The sequence below is a fragment of the Acinetobacter sp. MF4642 genome (assembly GCF_002018925.1).
Taxonomy (GTDB): domain Bacteria; phylum Pseudomonadota; class Gammaproteobacteria; order Pseudomonadales; family Moraxellaceae; genus Acinetobacter; species Acinetobacter johnsonii.
The window spans coordinates 93,300-112,157 of record NZ_MVON01000001.1 but is presented as its reverse complement, the minus strand read 5'-3'; the positions used below and the strand labels follow the sequence as shown (position 1 = coordinate 112,157).

The window sequence follows — 18,858 nt, the reverse complement described above, 5'->3', positions numbered from 1 at the left end:
CTAAGCCTTGAACCACTTCTCTGCTTTCGCTTGATCTTCGACTTTCAATTCCACTTCAGTCAGCTCTGAGCCAGCAGCTTTTACGTCAAAGCTCATCAACTCATCACGGCGGAATGCCAAAATGCTATATATACCTTCTTGCTTGGCATACTTTTCTACCAGTTTCACCGTTGCTTTGAGACCATCAATCGCAATGATCACATCATGGGCAGAAAGGCCAGCTTGAGCAGCAGCACCATCACGACGTGCGCTTTGCACCAAGACGCCTTCTGGCTTATCTACAAGCTTTAAACCTAGCGGTAATGACTTGTCATTTTTCAGGCTATAGCTTAAACCAAATTCAGGGAAAAGTTGATCCAGCGGCAACTCATCTGTAGTGTTAATTAAGTGATTGATTTGCTCAATCCAGTTATCACCTGTCAGTTCATTACACAACTCAACAATCGTACGCTCATGTACTTGTATACCCTTTTGCGTGTTCTCATAAAGTTTACGCATAAGCGCGTCTAGGCTTGAACCACGTAAGCGCAATCCTAAGTCTAAGCATAGGGCAACCAAACAGCCTTTGTTGTAATAGCTGGTGCCTGCATTGTTCGAGTTTTCATCCTGACGGTAAAATTTCACCCATGCATCGAAGCTAGACTCAGACACAGACTGAACAAAACGACCTGGATTTTGCAAATAACGATCAATCTGAGTTTTGAGTAGTTTGATATATGAGGCTTGGGAAATCACACCACTACGCAGCAAAATCAGGTCATCATAATAAGATGTGAAACCTTCAAAAATCCAAAGCAAAGAGGTATAGCCTTCTTTATTTAGATCATAATTGACAAAGTTTTCAGGACGAATGAATTTAACCAACCATGAGTGGAAGTATTCATGGCTACATAAACCTAAGAAACGTTGATAGTCTTCAGACGGCTCTTCAGGCTCATTGGCTTTTGGTAAGTCTTCACGTGGACTAATCAAGCTGGTTGAATTTGGGTGCTCCAAACCGCCATAACTATTTGCTGTCGCCATCGTCATAAAGGTGTAGTTTGAAAATGGCGCTGAGCCGAACATTGAAATTTCTGTTGCACAGATTTTTTCAATGTCTTGCTGCATACGTGCAGCATTCATAACATGTTTACCTGACACCACAAACTCGTGCGGAATACCATTGGCTTCAAAACCAAACCGAGTCTGTTCAGCCAACTCAAATGGTGCATCAATCAACTCGGCATAGTTTTTGGCTTTTAAGGTAAAACGACCTTTAACGAGGCTTTTTGAAGCCATACCAGTAGCCAATTCGAAGTGTTTTAGCTCATCAGGAAGGAACAGTTCAACTTCAACTGCTTTGTCCTCTTGACCCTCCAAACCTAAGCAAGCACATGCAGGATTTACATATAAACGGGTTTGATCTACATACGCACCGCGCACCGACAGATCATAGGCATAGACATCATACTCAACCGTAATCAATTCATGATCGGTATTAAAAAGACGCCATTTATTCTTTTCAAATTTTTGAATTTCTAACAAACGCCCTTCTTCATCATAAGCACGAACCGATTCAATATGCTTTGAAAACTCGCGAATGAGGTAACTACCCGGAATCCAAGTCGGTAATGAAAGTACCTGTGTTGGGTCTGCTACAAAACGTAAAGTCACGTGTATAAGGTGTTGACGATAATCGTCAAATTCGATCTGATAATGCAACATAATGGGCGATACAAAATAAAATGAAATGAGTTATAACTTAGCTTAGCATTATTTACGCCAGTTTTGCGTCACAGTCACATTTGTCTGCATTTTTGACTGGTCATTGAAGTAAAAAAGGCATAGCATTTGCAGCTGTTTTAAGTTTAAAAGTCACGGAATGGCTTGGTTAGGGAATTTCATTGAAAGCTGTCATCTACTTCATCGCTACACTCTTCGCCTTATGTTCAAGTTTCACTCAAGCGGCATTGCTCAACATTGTTCCTGAAACAGTTGAAGCTCAAGCTTGGACAGTTTTTGACAGCCAATCGGGGCAAGTCATTGCAGAGCATAATAGTCATGTTCAACGTGCGCCCGCTTCGCTCACCAAAATGATGGTGGCTTATATTGCACTCAAAGAAATTAATGCAGGGAAGCTCAATAAGAGCGAAATTCTTACCGCAACACCTGTGGTCAGTACGGTGATGTGGGATGAGTCCCAAATGTACTTAAAACAAGGTGAACAGATTTCTGTGGATCAGCTTTTAGCGGGTTTAGTGGTCATGTCTGCCAACGACGCAGCAGTGACTTTAGCGGAACGCATCTCTGGTGATATTCCAAACTTTGTTGCACGAATGAACCAAGAAGCCAAAGCACTGGGAATGACTGAAACGCATTTCCAAAACCCTGCGGGTATCACCATGCCAGAGCACTATTCGACTGCACATGATTTAGCGCTATTAGGCCAAGCCTTGGTGAATGAAACACCAGACTATCTACACTATTCAAAACAGCAAAGTTTTAGCTATAACCAACGCTTTCACCGTGCAACCAATATTCTGTTAAAACAAGACCCGACAGTAGATGGCTTAAAAACAGGTTATACCAAAGCAGCGGGATATAACTTAGCACTGACAGCAAACCGCCCGACCATGAATCCAGACAATCCAAACCGTCGCTTGGTGGTCATCGTTTTGGGTACAGAAAGTGCAGCTAAGCGTGCTGAAGTTGCACACAACCTCATGAATTTGTCTTATACCTATACTCGTAACGAAGTTGCGCTGAAAGATAAGCAAATTATTGCTGAACTGCCTGTAGTTAAATCGACATTGAAAATGTTCAAAGTGGAAAGTAAGCAACCGAAAATTGTGACTACATCACTGTACGATCAACCATATGCCATTGACTTACATGCCTTTGACCAGACCAACCAACGCATTATGCTCAATACAGGCAATGGTACTATTCAACGCATTGATCCATTAGAGTCCACAAAAACGCATTTCAATATTGAAGTGTTGCAAAACAAGCTGACCGCTCCGCTGGCTGAAGTGATGCAACTGGCGAAAGTGCAGGTCTATCAAAACAATCAGCTCATTCAAACGTTCACCATTGAAGAAGATGTACAAATTGAAGAAGCCAATATTTTCCAGCGTCTAATGTTTTGGTTCAAAGGCTTGTTTCCATTTTTATCAAGCGATGAACCTAAAGTAAAAACCTATACACTCGGTTAAGTTCGAGCAGTATCCCGAGTTTTATACTTTATGTAACTTGTAAGACAATCTAATTATCAATAAATCAAGAAGATGGCATATTCAATGTCATCTTCTTTTTTTAATAATAAATAGGTTGCTTCATATGGCTGTACAAACAGAACAAGTGCCACACCATATTGTTATTATTGGCGGTGGTGCTGGTGGTCTAGAGTTAGCAACGCAACTCGGTGACAGCTTCGCAAAATCCAACTGGGTTAAAATCACCCTCGTCGATCAAAACCTCACCCACATCTGGAAACCCTTACTCCACGAAATTGCGGCAGGTACACTCAACCCAAGTGTTGAAGAAATTAATTATTTTGCACATGCTTCTAAGCATCATTATGAGTTTGTTTTGGGTCGTTTTGTCGGCTTAGATCAAGAACATAAAAATGTAAAACTTGAAGCACGCCAATATGCCAAACAAAACACGGAAACCACGCAGTTTGAACTCAACTACGACACCTTAGTCCTAGCAGTCGGTTCGACCTCTAACGACTTTTCGACCGAAGGTGCTAAACATTACTGCCATTTCCTCGACAGTCGCCAGCAAGCTGAAATTTTCCAGCAAGACCTTCTACATTTGTATTTGGATGCACAAAACCGCCCCGAAACACGCGCACTCAATATTGCGATTATTGGTGCAGGTGCCACAGGGGTCGAGCTTGCAGCCGAATTGATCCATGCGAAAAGTACCTTTTTTAAATACGGTCTCAATAAAATTGACCCAAACAAAGTCAAAGTGACCTTGATTGAAGCAGCGGATCGTATTCTTCCCGCCCTATCCACCAAAATGGCAAATCACACACATACCCAATTGGAAAAACTTGGCGTTGAAGTCCTCATCCATCACCGTGTTGCCAAGTTAGACAAAGACCATGTCTATTTTGCTGACGGCTCACAAATCGATGCCGATCTAAAAGTTTGGGCGGCAGGCATCAAAGCGCCTGTCGTTTTAAATGCGCTTGAAGGCTTTGAAAAAGATGCGATTGGACGTCTTAAAGTCTATGCAACTTTGCAAACCCGTTCCGACCCCAACATTTTTGCCTTTGGCGATTGTGCTCACTGCCAGCCCGCGGCCGATGAACCAGTCCTTGGCCCACGTGCTCAAGTGGCCAGCCAACAAGCAGCCTTTTTGCTTCGAGCGCTCAAAGCGCGCATTCGTGGTCAGTCTTTGCCGATGTTTAAATTTTCTGACAAAGGCTCTTTGGTTTCCCTCAGTCAATACAAAGCTGTGGGCGAACTCCTGGGCCAAGTCAATGTGCAAGGCGTGCTGGCAAAAACCATGTATGTTTCTTTATATCGACTCCATCAGGCCACCTTACATGGCTATACCCAAGCTGGGCTGATGACCGCAAAAGACCTGATGAATAAAAAAGTCGGTCCGAAAATAAAATTGCATTGAAATCTAAAAATGCGTCCCCACTAATAAAAAAACGCCATAAGAACGTGGAAAATGCAGTTTTTTTGCTAAATTTAGTCTACAAAAGCTGCTTTTCACTTTATGATATACCCCTTAAATTCTAAATGAATGGACGAAAAACATGACTGCTATCGCAAATGATCACGTGGTTTCTTTCAACTACAAATTGACTAACGCTGAAGGCGAAACGCTAGACCAATCACAAGGTGAACCACTTGCATATTTGCACGGCGCAGGTAACATCATCCCAGGTTTAGAAAATGCATTGCTTGGCAAAACTGTAGGTGAAAAATTCACTGTTACTGTTCCTGCTGCTGAAGGTTATGGCGAATACAACCCTGAACTCGTTCAAGAAGTTCCAGCGCAAATGTTCCAAGGCGTAGACAACATCCAAGCGGGTATGCAGTTCCAAGCTCAAACTGATGATGGCGTTCAAATCGTAACTGTAAAAGCAGTTGAAGGCGAAAACGTAATTGTTGATGCTAACTTCCCACTTGCTGGTCAAGACTTAACTTTCGAAGTTGAAATCGTAGAAATCCGCGATGCAACTGAAGAAGAATTACAGCACGGCCATGCGCACGGTGCTGGTGGTCACCACCACTAAGATTTAACATCTTAGAAAAAAGGGCGAAAGTTAAACTTTCGCCCTTTTTTTATTTTTGAATACTTAGTCATTCCCGACGTATTTGAAAATCTGTAAATCTTTGCTGTTCTGAAGCCAGTTCTACAATGACCACATCCGTGACTACCGCATGAGTTGGCCCGACTTTAGCATGATTTACCAGTTCGGCAACCATACCATCATCCCCCAAAAGCAGTGCTTCAACTGCACCTGAAGCTAGGTTCTGTACATAACCCTTTAAACCTAAAGCAACAGCATATTGTGCAAACCAGCGTCGATATCCAACACCCTGAACTTTTCCCGATATGGTCAGTTTTACTGCTTTCATACTGTATGCTCTCGGTTCACGACCGTATAAATAGCCTGACTCATTTGCTGTGCTTGTAAACCACGTTCACCTTGCTGAGCCAAAAGGTCACCTGCTTGGGCATGTAAGGTCACAATTTGATGTAAAGCAATATCATCTTGCAACTGTGCTTTTAAACTGGCAATCATGCCTGCCAATACATCACCCATTCCACCTGTCCCCATCCCTGGATTACCTGCGGTACAAATCCAGAGTTGCGTATCTAAAATCAAGCTTCCCGAACCTTTCAGCACCCATTGTCCTGCATATTTTTCTTGTAAGGCATAAATAGCTGCAATGCGGTCAGACTCCACCGCTGAGGTACTGATACCGAGCAAAGTTGCGGCCTCGCCAGGATGCGGTGTTGCGTAGACCTGCTCACCGAGTTTTACAGGTCTTGAGGCTAAGAACCATAAAGCATCTGCATCTAATACTACCTGCAAAGCATTGGTCTGAATGAGTGGAAACCATGCATCAAACTGCTGCTGAGCCCACGAGTCTCTTCCCAAGCCCATACCAAAACTAACTGCATCCACATGTGCCACCAACGCTTCACGCTCTTGGAGCGACATTTGGTTAATATCGCGCAGCATAATATTGGGTGCACGGGATAAAATCGCAGTATGGTGTTTTGCATCACACACCACCGTCACCTTGCCAGCACCCGCGTGAAAGGCAGCTTCAGCGGCTAACATCACCGCACCACCCATCTGCGCATCTCCCCCAATCACCAGTACATGCCCATAACTTCCTTTATGTCCAAAGGCTTGACGTGGTACAAGCTGCACATACTGTGGAGCAAGTGAAGCTAAAGGTTTTAAAGCACTGTCTACGGGAAGTACCGAAATAAGCTCAACGACTCCTGCATAAGCTTTACCCAGCCCAGTAAATAAACCCGCCTTTAAGCCCAGAGCCGTAAAGGTATAATCGGCGACAACTGCACAAGGTAAAGCTTGTCCCGTGTTGGCCTGCAAACCACTTGGAATATCAACCGCAATTTTTAAACCTGTTTGTCTATTAATCTGCTGAATCACTGCCTGCCAGTCTGAACTGAGTTCACGGTTTAACCCAATGCCAAACAAAGCATCAATATACGCATCATAAGGGTGTTGAAAAGCAAAACCGGTATGAATCATTATCCCCTGTTGCACAGCTGCTGCATGTGCTTGTTGCAGTGAAGTAGACTCTCCCAAAGCAGCTGCATAAATTTCAACGTCATAACCTTGCGCGGCTAGATACGATGCAATCAAGTAACCATCACCTGCATTGTTGCCTTGACCACAACACACCGCAACGCTTTTGACTTGCTGCTGTTTAAGCCTAGGCAGCATATGTTCAGTTGTTGCCCATGCGACTTGTTGCATCAGCCCATAAGCGCTATTTTGCTGCGCGAACCAACGTCCTTCCCATGCTTGAATCTCACTGCTGTGGTACACTTGCTGATGCATGATTTTTCCTTTGTTCTTGGTTATGACAACATCCACATCTTCCTCAAAAATCCCTGTAGATCAATATGATCCAGAGCAGCTTAAGGCTTGGATTAAAGCTGAAGCACTGGCTTTGGGATTTTCTGATTGTGTCATCGCCAAACCAGATGCTCAAGTTGAATTGCCGCGTTTTAAAAAATATTTAGAACTTGGTTATCATGGTGACATGCATTTTCTTGCTGAAAACTTAGAAAAACGCGCAGATCCAACACTGCTTGTTCCGGGCACCAAAAGTATTATTTGTGTGCGTATGGATTATTTGGTAGCCGTTCCTGAACCACGTCTTGTGCCTTTTGCACCAAATAGCGCCATCATTGCGCGTTATGCACGCGGACGTGACTATCACAAAGTCATGCGTGGGCGTTTAAAGACCCTTTCTCAGAAAATCAAAGCCAAAGTTAGCGATTTTGAATCTCGCCCCTTTGCAGACTCGGCACCCATTTTTGAAAAATCATTGGCTGAAAATGCGGGCATGGGCTGGGTCGGTAAACACACCTTACTCATTCATAAAACATCAGGCTCATTTTTTGTTTTGGGCGAGCTCTTCACCTCTTTAGAGCTACCTTTTGACCAAGCCACCACCAAACACTGTGGTTCATGTAGCGCGTGTATTGATATTTGCCCGACCCAAGCCATTGTTGAGCCTTATTTATTAGATGCGCGTAAATGCATTGCCTATTTAACTATTGAGTTTCAAGGCATTATTCCTGAAGAACTACGCCGCGGTATTGGTAACCGTGTGTTTGGTTGCGATGACTGTCAGCTCATTTGCCCATGGAATAGCTTTGCCAAAACCACACCAATTGATGATTTTAACCCGCGTCATGGTTTGGATGACATTCAACTAATTGACCTTTGGCAATGGGATGAAAACACTTTTATGGCAAATACAGAAGGGAGTCCCCTACGTCGTACAGGCTACCAAAGCTTTATGCGTAACGTCGCGATTGGTCTAGGTAATGCACCATTTTCAGATGAAATATTGCAGCAATTACAAGCTTCTCGCCCAGAGCTTAACGATATTGTGCAAGTCCATATTGACTGGGCCATCCAAGAGCAACTGATGAAAAAGCACTAAAACTTGCTTCAAACAGACTTAATCAATAAAAGTTCAATCAAATAGCCATTTGCTTGCATAATTTTATTTATTTTATCTATTTAGCTGCATTTTCAGTGTAACTCAAAATCCAAATAAATAGAATTTTGTGGCCAAATTTCCGGAAAAACGCTCAACTTTGCAACTATTTTTACAATCTCATAAAAAGATAAAATTAAAAACATAATCGGGAGATACTATTAAAAATGAGCAATAATGCCTTTTAAGTTGGCACGTTAAATGTATGATGTATACAAGTTAGAATTAAAAATGGATCGCCATTATGAACCTACGCAATGATTGGACGCGTGAAGAAATCGAAGCTTTGTATGATCAGCCTTTTCTTGATCTCGTCTTTCAAGCGCAGACCGTACATCGCCAACATTTCCAAGCCAACACCATTCAAGTCAGTACTTTACTGTCGATTAAAACAGGAAAATGTCCTGAAGACTGTAAGTACTGTTCTCAGTCAGCACGTTATGACTCAAAACTTGAAGCCGAAAAGCGAATTGCTGTAGACAAAGTGATTTCAGAAGCCAAAGAAGCTTTAGCCTCAGGCTCATCTCGTTTTTGCATGGGCGCAGCTTGGCGTAACCCACATGAACGTGACATGCCTTATGTACTAGAAATGGTTAAAGAGGTAAAAGCACTTGGTTTAGAGACTTGCATGACTTTAGGAATGCTGAATGAGTCTCAAGCTGGGCGTTTAAAAGATGCAGGTTTAGATTATTACAACCATAACCTCGACACCTCACGTGAGTATTATTCACATATTATTAGTACACGTACCTTTGATGACCGTTTAAATACCTTAGAATATGTCCGTCAAGCAGGCATGAAAGTGTGTAGCGGTGGTATTGTTGGTCTAGGTGAAAAGAAAGAAGACCGTATTGGTTTATTGCAAGAGCTTGCAACAATGCCAATTCACCCAGAATCTGTGCCAATCAACATGTTGGTTCCAATTGAAGGCACGCCACTGGCAGATGTTGAAAAACTCGATGTGACGGAATGGATTCGTACCATTGCTGTTGCGCGCATTATCATGCCGCACAGCTATATCCGCCTATCTGCGGGTCGTGAAGCACTTTCTGACTCAGACCAAGCACTTGCATTTATGGCGGGTGCAAACTCATTGTTCTCGGGTGAGAAATTATTGACCACACCAAATGCAGGCGAAGGTAAGGACCGTCAACTGTTCACCAAATTAGGTTTAGTGGCAGAAAAGCCAAAACCAACGGTGGCAGACCTTAGCCTAGATGCCATGGCAAGCTAATTTCCAAGATTTGCTAAGCACAAAAAAGCCCCTTATTCAGTATGGGGCTTTTTTAATGTATATCGATTTAACCTTCAGGCGACCGAGCAAAATTATGCGCAGTAATTAAAATACCGTAACTAGCATTCAGATAATCACCTTGGAAGATCTCATCTTCACCATTGGCATGCCGTACTATTAACGTTTGGCGAAGCGCATCATAGTGAAAAGAATCAAAACACTCTTGATGCTGACACAGCCAGCTTAAGGTATCAGTCAGATTATCATCAACAATATAAGTCTGTGCTTGAAAATTTTTAGTCATCATCCGAATACGCTAAATACTGTTACTCGGCTATTGTAAGCCGTTCTGAGTCAATTCAGTCAAACCAAGCCATAAAAAATGATAGACATTAAAAAGTGAGCCTACGCTCACTTTTCCTTAAGATGATTAGTCGGTTTTAGAATCACCGCACTTTCGGCATTCCATATGCTCCCCTATTTCAGTCATTTGTTCATATTCATAAACATGGATGCAAAATAATTTTTTAAACAACTGAAGCATTTTTAACTCCTGTAAATGATTTTTAAAAAATTCGCTTCTTAAAATAGGTATATCTTCCTGAAATACCCACAACTCATATCTCATGAGCTATACACAGTTTTAAACATACTTTTTATAAATTTCAAGTGCCTTTTGTCGAATAACAACATAAAGTGATAAATGGTCATTTACTTTTTTAAATGATGCTTTTTATTTACTTATCGTTCTGCTTCACATCGCTTTTAAAAATGCGGCTGAGAATGAAACAATGCTTGATTTAAATTTGGATCAAGCTAGGATAAAAATACAATCAATGCTCAAAACAGATGTTTCGAGCAACCAATAAAGAGTTTGATAAAAAAGCAACGATAAGGATATTTATACATGCTTGGACGTATGATGTTTCAACCGCTATTAATTAGCAATCTTATTGATCACGCAGAACGCTACCATGCGGATACAGCCATTATTTCTAAAAATACAGATGGAAGTATCACTGAAACTAACTGGGCCAAAGTCGCAGCCAATTCTAAGCGATTTGCCAATGTACTCGCAGGCTTAGGGCTTTCGCAAAGTGACCGCGTGGCGACCATCGCATGGAACAACCATCGTCACCTAGAATCTTGGTATGCGATCTCTGGCAGTGGTTATATTTGCCATACTATCAACCCACGTTTATTTCCAGAACAACTGATTTTTATTATCAATGATGCCCAAGACCGCGTGGTGTTATTTGATAAAACCTTTGCGCCACTTATTGCTGCAGTAAAAGCACACTTACCCCATGTAGAACACTTTATTTGCCTAGATGCCACAGATGATGCTATTGCAGAAAAAATTGCCGATGTAAAATTTTATGATGACTTGGTCAGCAAACAGTCTGAACAGTTCACTTGGCCAAGCTTTGATGAGCAAACTGCAAGCTCTTTGTGCTATACCTCAGGCACAACTGGAAATCCAAAAGGTGTACTATATAGCCACCGCTCCACCATTTTGCATAGTTTTGCCATCAGCCTACCCGATTCTCTCAATCTGTCTGCAAATGACATTATGTTGCCTGTAGTGCCAATGTTCCATGTTAATGCTTGGGGTACACCTTATGCAGCAGCTATGGTCGGTTGTACGGTTGTATTACCAGGGCCAGGCTTAGATGGGCCAAGTTTAGTGAATATGATTGACACATATAAAGTCACTGTGGCTTTGGGTGTACCAACCATTTGGCAAGGTTTACTGGCAGCAGCCAAACAAACAGGCAGCCAGCTAGCAAGTATGAACCGTAACGTTGTCGGTGGTTCAGCCTGCCCACCATCCATGTTAGCGGCCTTTAAAAATGACTATAACTGTGACACCATCCATGCATGGGGCATGACCGAAACCAGTCCTTTAGGCTCTGCCAACCAACTTAAAGCCAAACATCAACAGCTCTCTGAACAAGAGCGTTTCAAGCTACGTCTTTCTCAAGGCCGTCCGCCTTTTGGCGTAGATTTACGTCTTACCGATGAAGAAAAAGGCAACCATGAAATTGTCCGCGATGGTGAGCAGATTGGAAATCTACAAATTAAAGGCCACTGGATTATTGACAGTTACTTTGGTAAAGATGAATCTGCCCTCACGACCGATGGCTGGTTTGACACAGGTGATATTGCAACCTTAGATGAAGACGGCTTCTTATGCATCAGTGACCGCTCTAAAGATTTAATTAAGTCTGGCGGCGAATGGATTTCATCGGTTGAACTTGAGAACCTTGCGATGGGACATTCAGACATTCTTATGGCAGCCGTTATTGCAGCTGAACATCCAAAATGGGATGAGCGTCCTATTGTCATCGCTGTGAAGAAACCCGATAGCACGGTCACTGAACAAGGTGTCTTAGACTACTATACTGATAAAATTGCGAAATGGCAGATCCCTGACCGTGTGATCTTTGTCGACAGTATTCCACTGAGCGGTACGGGTAAAATGCTAAAACGTGAACTCCGTGCTCAATATGGCCAAGTACTACTGGAACAAAATCCTGTTTAACGTTGTTGAGAATAAAAGCCTGATCATATGGTCAGGCTTTTCTTTATGTTCGGATAGTTTAAATACCATCAATACAATTTATTTGAAAGCACGTCTAATAAAGATGCTTTAAACACCTCACCATGCTTTAGATTTGGATAGATTAAAAATTTAGCCTCTACGCCCTGCTGATCGAATATAGACAAAATTTCTCTATTTTTATTGATGCCATTTGCATCAAAATTAGCGCTTTGCTGTGCTCCAGTATGTATTAAAAGATCACCTTCCATCAGCCATACATGTTTTTGTGGCTCTTTGACTAATTTTACGGCTCTAATTTTTTGCATCATGCGCTCATCCGCCCAAGAAAGTGATGGACTTGCAGCAAAGAAATGGCTGAAATAACGACCATCGAGCAAGCTATCAAGCACAAAAAGCCCTCCATAGGAATGCCCCCATAACGCTCTTTTTTGCGCATCCAGCTTTACATTCTGCTCAACCCAAGGAGCGATGTCCTTCAAAATCACATTTCTAAAATCAGCACTTCCCCCGCTCATTCGCTCTGGATTTCGTGGATCTTGGGCGGGTTTTCCAGTTAATAAATCTGCTGGAGTATAGTCAAGTGAACGAAGAGCTGTGGCAAATGGCAAATTGGTTTTATAACCAATAGCAACCAATACAGGGGCATCATTTTCATACAAAGACTTAAGTATTTCTTCATTCAGATAGGACATCGCAGCGTTCCCATCCAGCATAAAGACCGATGCATAAGCATCCTTCGTCTTCTGTACTGTCTTTGGAATACCCAACCAAACGCTATAAGTTTTATTTGGATCTGTAGTTGCAAACTCTTTGACTTTAAAGCTGTAATAAGCCGAACCGATTTCTGCAATATTGGCAGGTAAAGGTTTCATTTCAGGTTTCGCATAAATACTTAAACTGGCACCCAAGATCAACAACGAGCTAAAAATTCGCGAAAGCAGAGAAGTAAAAATCTTTCTATAAAGATGAGTCATTTTTCGTATACACAGCCATGAAATACTGAATCTTAACACATGATAATAATAATCATTATTAATTAAGTAATTCTTAATCATCTCTCTTCATTGTATAGACAAAATTTTATTTGAATACTCACTAAGAAAGATGATTTTTCCTTTTTATACGGATTAAGCAAATCTTGCAAATACCCTTCCAGCTTTTTTATCCATAAAAAAGCCACCGCACTATGAAAGTGCAATGGCTTTATCGACACAATCAAAAGACTTAAAGCTTTTTCCATGTCATGCTGCTCAAACCTTTCGCATCTTTTGCTGAGGCTTGTACCTTCATCTGATCTTTACCTGCATTTAACTGCGCAGTATTGATGTTATACACACGGCCATCTTGAGGATTCAGCCATTGGCCTTTTGCGAATTTTTGACCTGTTGCATCACCCATTAAGCCATTCAGCACTTGCATACCAAAAATCGGTTTATCCTTGAGTCCACCCTGACACTTACTACATACATCACTCACAGGCGCTCCAGCCAAAGGATAGTACTTGGTCACCACTGCGCTATATTGTGATGTTTTAGAATTCTTACGAATCACAATATCTGAAATATAATACCCTGTCCGATCATCAATCACTTTCCATGTTCCAATAAGCGGGTCAAATGGCATGGCGAAAGCAGAATGAGACAACCCCAAAAACAGTGCTGATACACAAAAAAACTTATGTTTCATAAAATAAACTACAATAAAAAATGAAGAAATAAACGGTCGCGATTATAGCAATTTTATTCTTTTTATTATCTATTATTTCATTAAAATTAAATATTAATATGAATTAACCCGTGAGAAAAATCAACAAAAAAATTACATATAAAAAAAGCCTCCGAAGAGGCTTTATTACAAATTTTTCAATTTAAGCCGCTGAACGTTCTTCAATTGGCACAACTTTACGCAGCTCAGGCCCCGTATAGTCCGCACTTGGGCGAATAATACGGTTGTCCGCACGTTGTTCCATCACATGCGCTGCCCAACCTGTCACACGGCTCATCACGAAGATTGGTGTGAATAATTTGGTCGCGATATCCATGAAGTGGTATGCCGATGCATGGAAGAAGTCTGCGTTACAGAACAGTTTCTTCTCACGCCACATCACTTCTTCACAACGTACTGAAACTGGATAAAGAACGGTATCACCAACATCTTTCGCTAAGCGCTCTGACCAAATTTTAATGATGCCGTTACGTGGGTCGTTGTCTTTGTAGATTGCATGTCCAAAGCCCATGATCTTTTCTTTACGTTCCAATTTGCCCAGCATTTCTCGCTCAGCTTCTTCAGGTGACGTCCAGTTTTCAATCATCTCCATCGCTGCTTCGTTTGCACCACCATGTAATGGACCACGTAGTGAACCAATTGCACCGGTAATGCATGAATGCATATCGGATAAGGTTGATGCGCATACACGTGCGGTGAAGGTCGATGCGTTGAATTCATGCTCTGCATAGAGGATCAGTGATACGTTCATCACTTGTTCATGCAGTTCATTTGGTTTTTCACCACGAAGTAGGTGTAGGAACTGAGCACCGATTGAGTCGTCATCGGTATTTTCTTCAATACGTACACCATCATGGCTAAAGCGATACCAGTAGCAAATGATTGCTGGAAGCGTTGCGAGAATGCGGTCTGCAACATCTTGTTGTTCTGCAAAAGATTGTTCTGTTTCGAGATTGCCCAGCATTGATACGCCCGTGCGCATCACATCCATTGGGTGTGAATCTGCTGGGATACGCTCAAGTACTTCTTTGAGTGCTTGTGGCAGTTGGCGTAGTGATTTGAGTTTAGCTTTATAGGCGGTGAGCTGTGCTGCTGTTGGTAGTTCACCAAAGAAGATCAGGTAAGCCACTTCTTCAAACTGGCAGTTTTCTGCTAAGTCTTGTACGTCATAACCACGGTAGGTTAGACCTGCTCCACTTTTGCCTACGGTTGATAGTGCTGTCTTTCCTGCGACTTGTCCGCGCAATCCTGCGCCTGTGAGGACTTTTCCTTCAGCCATTTTTAATTCTCCTGTTTAAACAGCTTGTCTAATGTGTTTTCAAAGGTGTGGTAATCGAGAAATTCGTAGAGCTCTTTGCGCTGTTGCATTTTGTCGAGGACGTTGACTTGGGTGCCATCATTACGAATGGCATGCATGACTTCCAGTGCTGCCTTTTGCATGGCACGGGTCGGTGACAGTGGGTACAGCACCATCGAGATGCCTTGTTCTGCCAGTTGTTCTTTGGTGTAGTATGGGGTATCGCCAAATTCGGTAATGTTGGCCAGTACTGGAACACCGACTGCATCACAGACGGTTTTGTACATGGTAATGTCAGTCATTGCTTCAGCAAAGATCGCATCGGCACCGGCTTCTACACAACCACAGGCACGATCAATTACCGCTTGTAGGCCTTCTTTTTGTAGGGCATCGGTACGTGCCATCACCACAAAGTTTGCATCGGTTTTGGCATCGACTGCGGCTTTTACGCGGTCGACCATTTCTTGTTGGGTGACGATTTCTTTGTTGGGGCGGTGGCCACAGCGTTTTTGTGCCACTTGGTCTTCGATGTGAACTGCGGCTGCACCTGCGGCAATCATTTGTTTCACAGTGCGGGCAATGTTAAATGCCCCACCCCAACCCGTGTCGATATCAACCAGTAACGGGGTGTCTACACGTTCGGTAATGCGGCGTACATCTTCCAAAACATTATCCAGACTGGTCATGCCTAAGTCAGGCAATCCATAAGAGTAGTTGGCTACACCAGCACCCGAAAGGTAGATGGCCTTGTAGCCCACCTGTTTCGCCATCATTGCTGCATAAGCATTGACTGTACCGATAATTTGTAATGGTTTTTCCACTTCCAGTGCTTGTCTAAATCTTAAGCCTGCAGATCTTTGTTCTGTCATCGTCCTTTCCACGGCATTTACTTTAATTTTCGAGTTTTGAGTATAGCCATAATGACTGAATTGGCTATGACATTTTAGAATGAAAACTCTAAAACTTTAGTCCCATGGTTCACGCTTTTATTGTGTAATTTTCTTCCACGCACTGAGGTTTAGTGGTAAACAGATAAGCCTCAAAACAACAATGTGTACATATTTTTGCTATGATAGCAACTAGAGATCCACATTTATTAGGCTGTTGTTAGTTATATGCACGACTCAGTTCAACTAGAACCCCTTACACGTGACATACCTCACACAAAACGAGGTCATGAACGCTGTCTTGCATTTTTGTTAAGTGCAAACGAGTTGTTTTTGCAACATGGCTACGATGCTGTTTCACTTGATGATATTGTCAATCATGCGGGTGGTTCAAAAGCATCGATTTACAAATATTTTGGGAATAAAGACGGTCTTTTTACAGCAATTTGCGACTACCGACGTGAGCTATTTTTTAAAGACATTTGTATGCCTTTTGATTTTACGAAGGACAATTTGCGCGTTTATTTAATACAAACCATTTTAAATATTCAAACGCATCTTGTACTTCCAGAAAATGCCTCTTTTTTAAGACTCATTATGGAACAAGTACAACGTAATCCGCAGTTGGCCTTTCATATTCACAAACAAGGGCCTAAACATATTGAAGATGCTGTGGCTTGTGTTTTAACCAAAGCAGATGAAATAGGTATTATTCGATGTGAACACCCGAATTATTCTACGCAGCTTTTTTTTGGCATTGTGCGCGAATTAGAGTGGCGAGTACTCATGAACATCTATGTTGAAGAAAATGAACAAGAAAATCTAGAATATGTTCATTATTGTGTAGATCGCTTCTTAGCAGGTCATCAAAAAGTCTAGTTTTTTTGCAATTTCCTTTGCATATAGTATATTAATCGACTCTCTTTTTTCTTTTCACCAACCAACAACTAATTGTTGTTCTGTACCTATTTCGGTTTTCAGCAATTATTGTGGAGTAACAATGGCTCTACGTCACTTTCTTACCTTACGCGATTTATCTACTTTAGAACTGAACCAAGTTGTGCAACGCGGTATCGAACTAAAGCGTAAACAGCACAACAGCGAAGTATTCCAACCGTTTGTTGGTAAAGTCATGGGTATGATTTTTGAAAAATCGAGCACCCGTACCCGTGTATCGTTCGAAGCAGGCATGAGCCAGTTTGGTGGCAGTGCAATTTTCCTCTCTCCACGAGACACCCAATTGGGTCGTGGTGAACCGATTGAAGATTCAGCACGCGTGATTTCAAGCATGTTGGATATTGTGATGATCCGTACTTTTGGACATGACATTGTTGAACGTTTTGCCTCTTATTCAAAAGTTCCTGTGATTAATGCTTTAACCGATGATCACCACCCTTGCCAACTACTTGCAGATGTTCAAACTTTTGTTGAACACCGTGGGCCTATTGCAGGCAAAACGGTAGCGTGGATTGGTGATGGCAACAATATGTGTAATTCATATATTGAAGCTGCGCATATGTGGGGCTTTAAGTTAAAAATTGCTGCGCCTAAAGGTTATGAACCCAAAGCAGAATTTTTAAGTGAATTTGCACATTGTGCAGAACTGGTGAACTCAGCTGAAGATGCTGCCGTAAATGCAGACCTCATCGTGACCGATGTATGGGCAAGCATGGGCCAAGAAGAAGAGCAAAAAATTCGTGAAGCTGCGTTTGCAGACTATCAAGTGAATGAACGTCTTATGGATCTTGCTCATCCTGATTGTTTATTTATGCATTGTTTACCAGCACATCGCGGCGAAGAAATTTCTGAAAAGATGCTCGACCATAAAAATGCCGTGGTTTGGGATGAAGCTGAAAACCGCTTACATGCACAAAAAGCATTGGTTGAGTTTTTAATCAATGAAAATACCAAGAAAGATTAATTAATTTTCCAACGAAAAGCACCTAAGGGTGCTTTTTTTATACGGGTAAAGCTATAATCGGAACATAATTTTTATAAGCGACACTTTCCATGCATTTCAAAAAAACTGGCCTGTGCCTTGCTACAATTCTAAGCTCTACTTTTTTTCAGGTTCAAGCCTCCGAATTTGATGACTACTTACAGTCCAAACAAATTATTGATCAAAATTTTAAAATTAAACAACCAGAAACGTTGAACGAGATCTTAACGGTATTAACTGCAGAAGACTCTAGAACCCTCCCAATTGAAATTGATAACAACACTATCATTGAACAATTTAATCTATATGCAGACCGTACCGAGCTTAAAGGCTTGATCATTACCCCTGATTTCGCGCAGTTTGAACAGGATTTGGGTGCGAAAGAAGTTCAAAAAGTGATTAAAAAGAATGTTGTGCAAAACTGCAATATTTTCTTCGAGCATCAATATCAACGCCATAACCCCTACATTGTAAAATTACAGCTCAGCTCTGAGAAAAATAGCTACGATTTAGAATTAAAGCAAAAAGATTGTGGTATCAAATAGTACCTTTCTAGCGATTGGTTCTCTACTTTAGCGAACCAATCCTTGCGGTTGTAAGATAATCATGGCCGCACCAATCAATACCACTGCCCCACCCATTATGTCCCAACGGGTCAAATATGCTTGATCGACATAACGTAACCATAGCAATGCGGTAAAAATATAAATTCCGCCATAAGCTGCATAAATACGTCCTGATGCAGCCGGATGTAAAGTCAACAACCACACAAAAGCACCTAGCGCTAAAGCTGTAGGAATCCACAACCAATGACTTCTTCCCTGATTTAAAATCAAATAAGGGAAATAACAGCCTAATATTTCCATCACAGCGGTTACCAAAAACAGTACAAATGTACTTAAAACTTTCGTCAATTGAATATCCATGCAACCTACTTTTATTAGTTCTAACTGTTAAATACTTTCTTCAATAAAAAACCCGT

Annotated in this window: 18 protein-coding genes; 9 read left to right on the top strand and 9 right to left on the bottom strand. The window is 41.8% G+C overall.

Going from position 1 to position 18,858, the window contains the following annotated elements:
- Positions 1 to 1,704, bottom strand: coding sequence for a M61 family metallopeptidase (locus tag MF4642_RS00540; RefSeq protein ID WP_078424946.1), 1,704 nt, complete (start codon positions 1,702 to 1,704; stop codon positions 1 to 3).
- A gap of 179 nt (positions 1,705 to 1,883) precedes the next feature.
- On the opposite strand from MF4642_RS00540, the gene MF4642_RS00535 reads away from it, so the two are divergent.
- The 3 genes from MF4642_RS00535 (at position 1,884) to slyD (ending at position 5,242) form a co-directional block, all read left to right on the top strand.
- Positions 1,884 to 3,194 carry a D-alanyl-D-alanine carboxypeptidase PBP6B gene (locus MF4642_RS00535; protein ID WP_078424945.1) on the top strand — a complete coding sequence of 437 codons (1,311 nt, stop codon included), beginning with the start codon at positions 1,884 to 1,886 and terminating at the stop codon, positions 3,192 to 3,194.
- 124 nt (positions 3,195 to 3,318) lie between these two features.
- Complete coding sequence (locus MF4642_RS00530) at positions 3,319 to 4,620, top strand: NAD(P)/FAD-dependent oxidoreductase (RefSeq protein WP_078424944.1); 1,302 nt, start codon at positions 3,319 to 3,321, stop codon at positions 4,618 to 4,620.
- A gap of 139 nt (positions 4,621 to 4,759) precedes the next feature.
- Positions 4,760 to 5,242: a peptidylprolyl isomerase gene (gene slyD / locus MF4642_RS00525; protein ID WP_004696728.1), complete on the top strand. Its 483-nt coding sequence runs from the start codon at positions 4,760 to 4,762 to the stop codon at positions 5,240 to 5,242.
- Positions 5,243 to 5,309: 67 nt separating this feature from the next.
- Here the strand turns inward: slyD and MF4642_RS00520 are convergent, their stop codons facing one another.
- Together MF4642_RS00520 and MF4642_RS00515 are read right to left on the bottom strand one after the other, a co-directional pair.
- Entirely contained in the window at positions 5,310 to 5,588 is a 279-nt protein-coding gene (locus MF4642_RS00520) for an acylphosphatase (RefSeq protein WP_078424943.1), read from the bottom strand.
- Entirely contained in the window at positions 5,585 to 7,054 is a 1,470-nt protein-coding gene (locus MF4642_RS00515; RefSeq protein WP_058869774.1) for a bifunctional ADP-dependent NAD(P)H-hydrate dehydratase/NAD(P)H-hydrate epimerase, read from the bottom strand. Before MF4642_RS00515 ends, MF4642_RS00520 begins: the two co-directional genes overlap by 4 nt.
- A 22-nt stretch (positions 7,055 to 7,076) precedes the next feature.
- Between MF4642_RS00515 and queG the strand changes: the two genes are divergently transcribed.
- Both queG and bioB read left to right on the top strand, forming a co-directional pair.
- Entirely contained in the window at positions 7,077 to 8,171 is a 1,095-nt protein-coding gene (gene queG, locus MF4642_RS00510; RefSeq protein ID WP_058869796.1) for a tRNA epoxyqueuosine(34) reductase QueG, read from the top strand.
- 301 nt (positions 8,172 to 8,472) lie between these two features.
- Complete coding sequence (bioB, locus tag MF4642_RS00505; RefSeq protein ID WP_004981788.1) at positions 8,473 to 9,462, top strand: biotin synthase BioB; 990 nt, start codon at positions 8,473 to 8,475, stop codon at positions 9,460 to 9,462.
- 67 nt (positions 9,463 to 9,529) lie between these two features.
- Here bioB and MF4642_RS00500 read toward each other — a convergent pair whose 3' ends face one another.
- Complete coding sequence (locus tag MF4642_RS00500) at positions 9,530 to 9,766, bottom strand: hypothetical protein (RefSeq protein WP_035326937.1); 237 nt, start codon at positions 9,764 to 9,766, stop codon at positions 9,530 to 9,532.
- Between the two features lie 603 nt (positions 9,767 to 10,369).
- Here MF4642_RS00500 and MF4642_RS00490 point away from each other — a divergent pair.
- The gene (locus tag MF4642_RS00490) at positions 10,370 to 12,007 is read left to right on the top strand and encodes a long-chain-fatty-acid--CoA ligase (RefSeq protein ID WP_078424941.1); all 1,638 of its coding nucleotides are present in this window, start codon (positions 10,370 to 10,372) and stop codon (positions 12,005 to 12,007) included.
- Between the two features lie 68 nt (positions 12,008 to 12,075).
- On the opposite strand, the gene MF4642_RS00485 is transcribed toward MF4642_RS00490, so the two are convergent.
- The 4 genes from MF4642_RS00485 to prpB all read right to left on the bottom strand — a co-directional run bounded on the left by MF4642_RS00485 (position 12,076) and on the right by prpB (position 15,919).
- The gene (locus MF4642_RS00485; RefSeq protein WP_078425063.1) at positions 12,076 to 13,002 is read right to left on the bottom strand and encodes an alpha/beta hydrolase; all 927 of its coding nucleotides are present in this window, start codon (positions 13,000 to 13,002) and stop codon (positions 12,076 to 12,078) included.
- A 250-nt stretch (positions 13,003 to 13,252) separates the two neighbouring features.
- Positions 13,253 to 13,714: a DUF2147 domain-containing protein gene (locus tag MF4642_RS00475; protein ID WP_078424939.1), complete on the bottom strand. Its 462-nt coding sequence runs from the start codon at positions 13,712 to 13,714 to the stop codon at positions 13,253 to 13,255.
- Between the two features lie 181 nt (positions 13,715 to 13,895).
- Entirely contained in the window at positions 13,896 to 15,032 is a 1,137-nt protein-coding gene (gene prpC, locus MF4642_RS00470; RefSeq protein ID WP_004696709.1) for a 2-methylcitrate synthase, read from the bottom strand.
- A 2-nt stretch (positions 15,033 to 15,034) separates the two neighbouring features.
- Entirely contained in the window at positions 15,035 to 15,919 is an 885-nt protein-coding gene (prpB, locus tag MF4642_RS00465) for a methylisocitrate lyase (protein ID WP_078424938.1), read from the bottom strand.
- Positions 15,920 to 16,165: 246 nt separating this feature from the next.
- On the opposite strand from prpB, the gene MF4642_RS00460 reads away from it, so the two are divergent.
- The 3 genes from MF4642_RS00460 (at position 16,166) to MF4642_RS00450 (ending at position 18,421) form a co-directional block, all read left to right on the top strand.
- A complete protein-coding gene (locus MF4642_RS00460; protein ID WP_078424937.1) occupies positions 16,166 to 16,816 on the top strand; it encodes a TetR/AcrR family transcriptional regulator in 651 nt (216 codons plus the stop codon).
- 121 nt (positions 16,817 to 16,937) lie between these two features.
- Positions 16,938 to 17,858: an ornithine carbamoyltransferase gene (gene argF / locus MF4642_RS00455; RefSeq protein ID WP_010326946.1), complete on the top strand. Its 921-nt coding sequence runs from the start codon at positions 16,938 to 16,940 to the stop codon at positions 17,856 to 17,858.
- An 89-nt stretch (positions 17,859 to 17,947) separates the two neighbouring features.
- A complete protein-coding gene (locus MF4642_RS00450; protein WP_004696701.1) occupies positions 17,948 to 18,421 on the top strand; it encodes a hypothetical protein in 474 nt (157 codons plus the stop codon).
- Between the two features lie 27 nt (positions 18,422 to 18,448).
- Here MF4642_RS00450 and MF4642_RS00445 read toward each other — a convergent pair whose 3' ends face one another.
- Positions 18,449 to 18,802: a YnfA family protein gene (locus tag MF4642_RS00445; protein ID WP_004696700.1), complete on the bottom strand. Its 354-nt coding sequence runs from the start codon at positions 18,800 to 18,802 to the stop codon at positions 18,449 to 18,451.
- Positions 18,803 to 18,858: the final 56 nt, after the last annotated feature.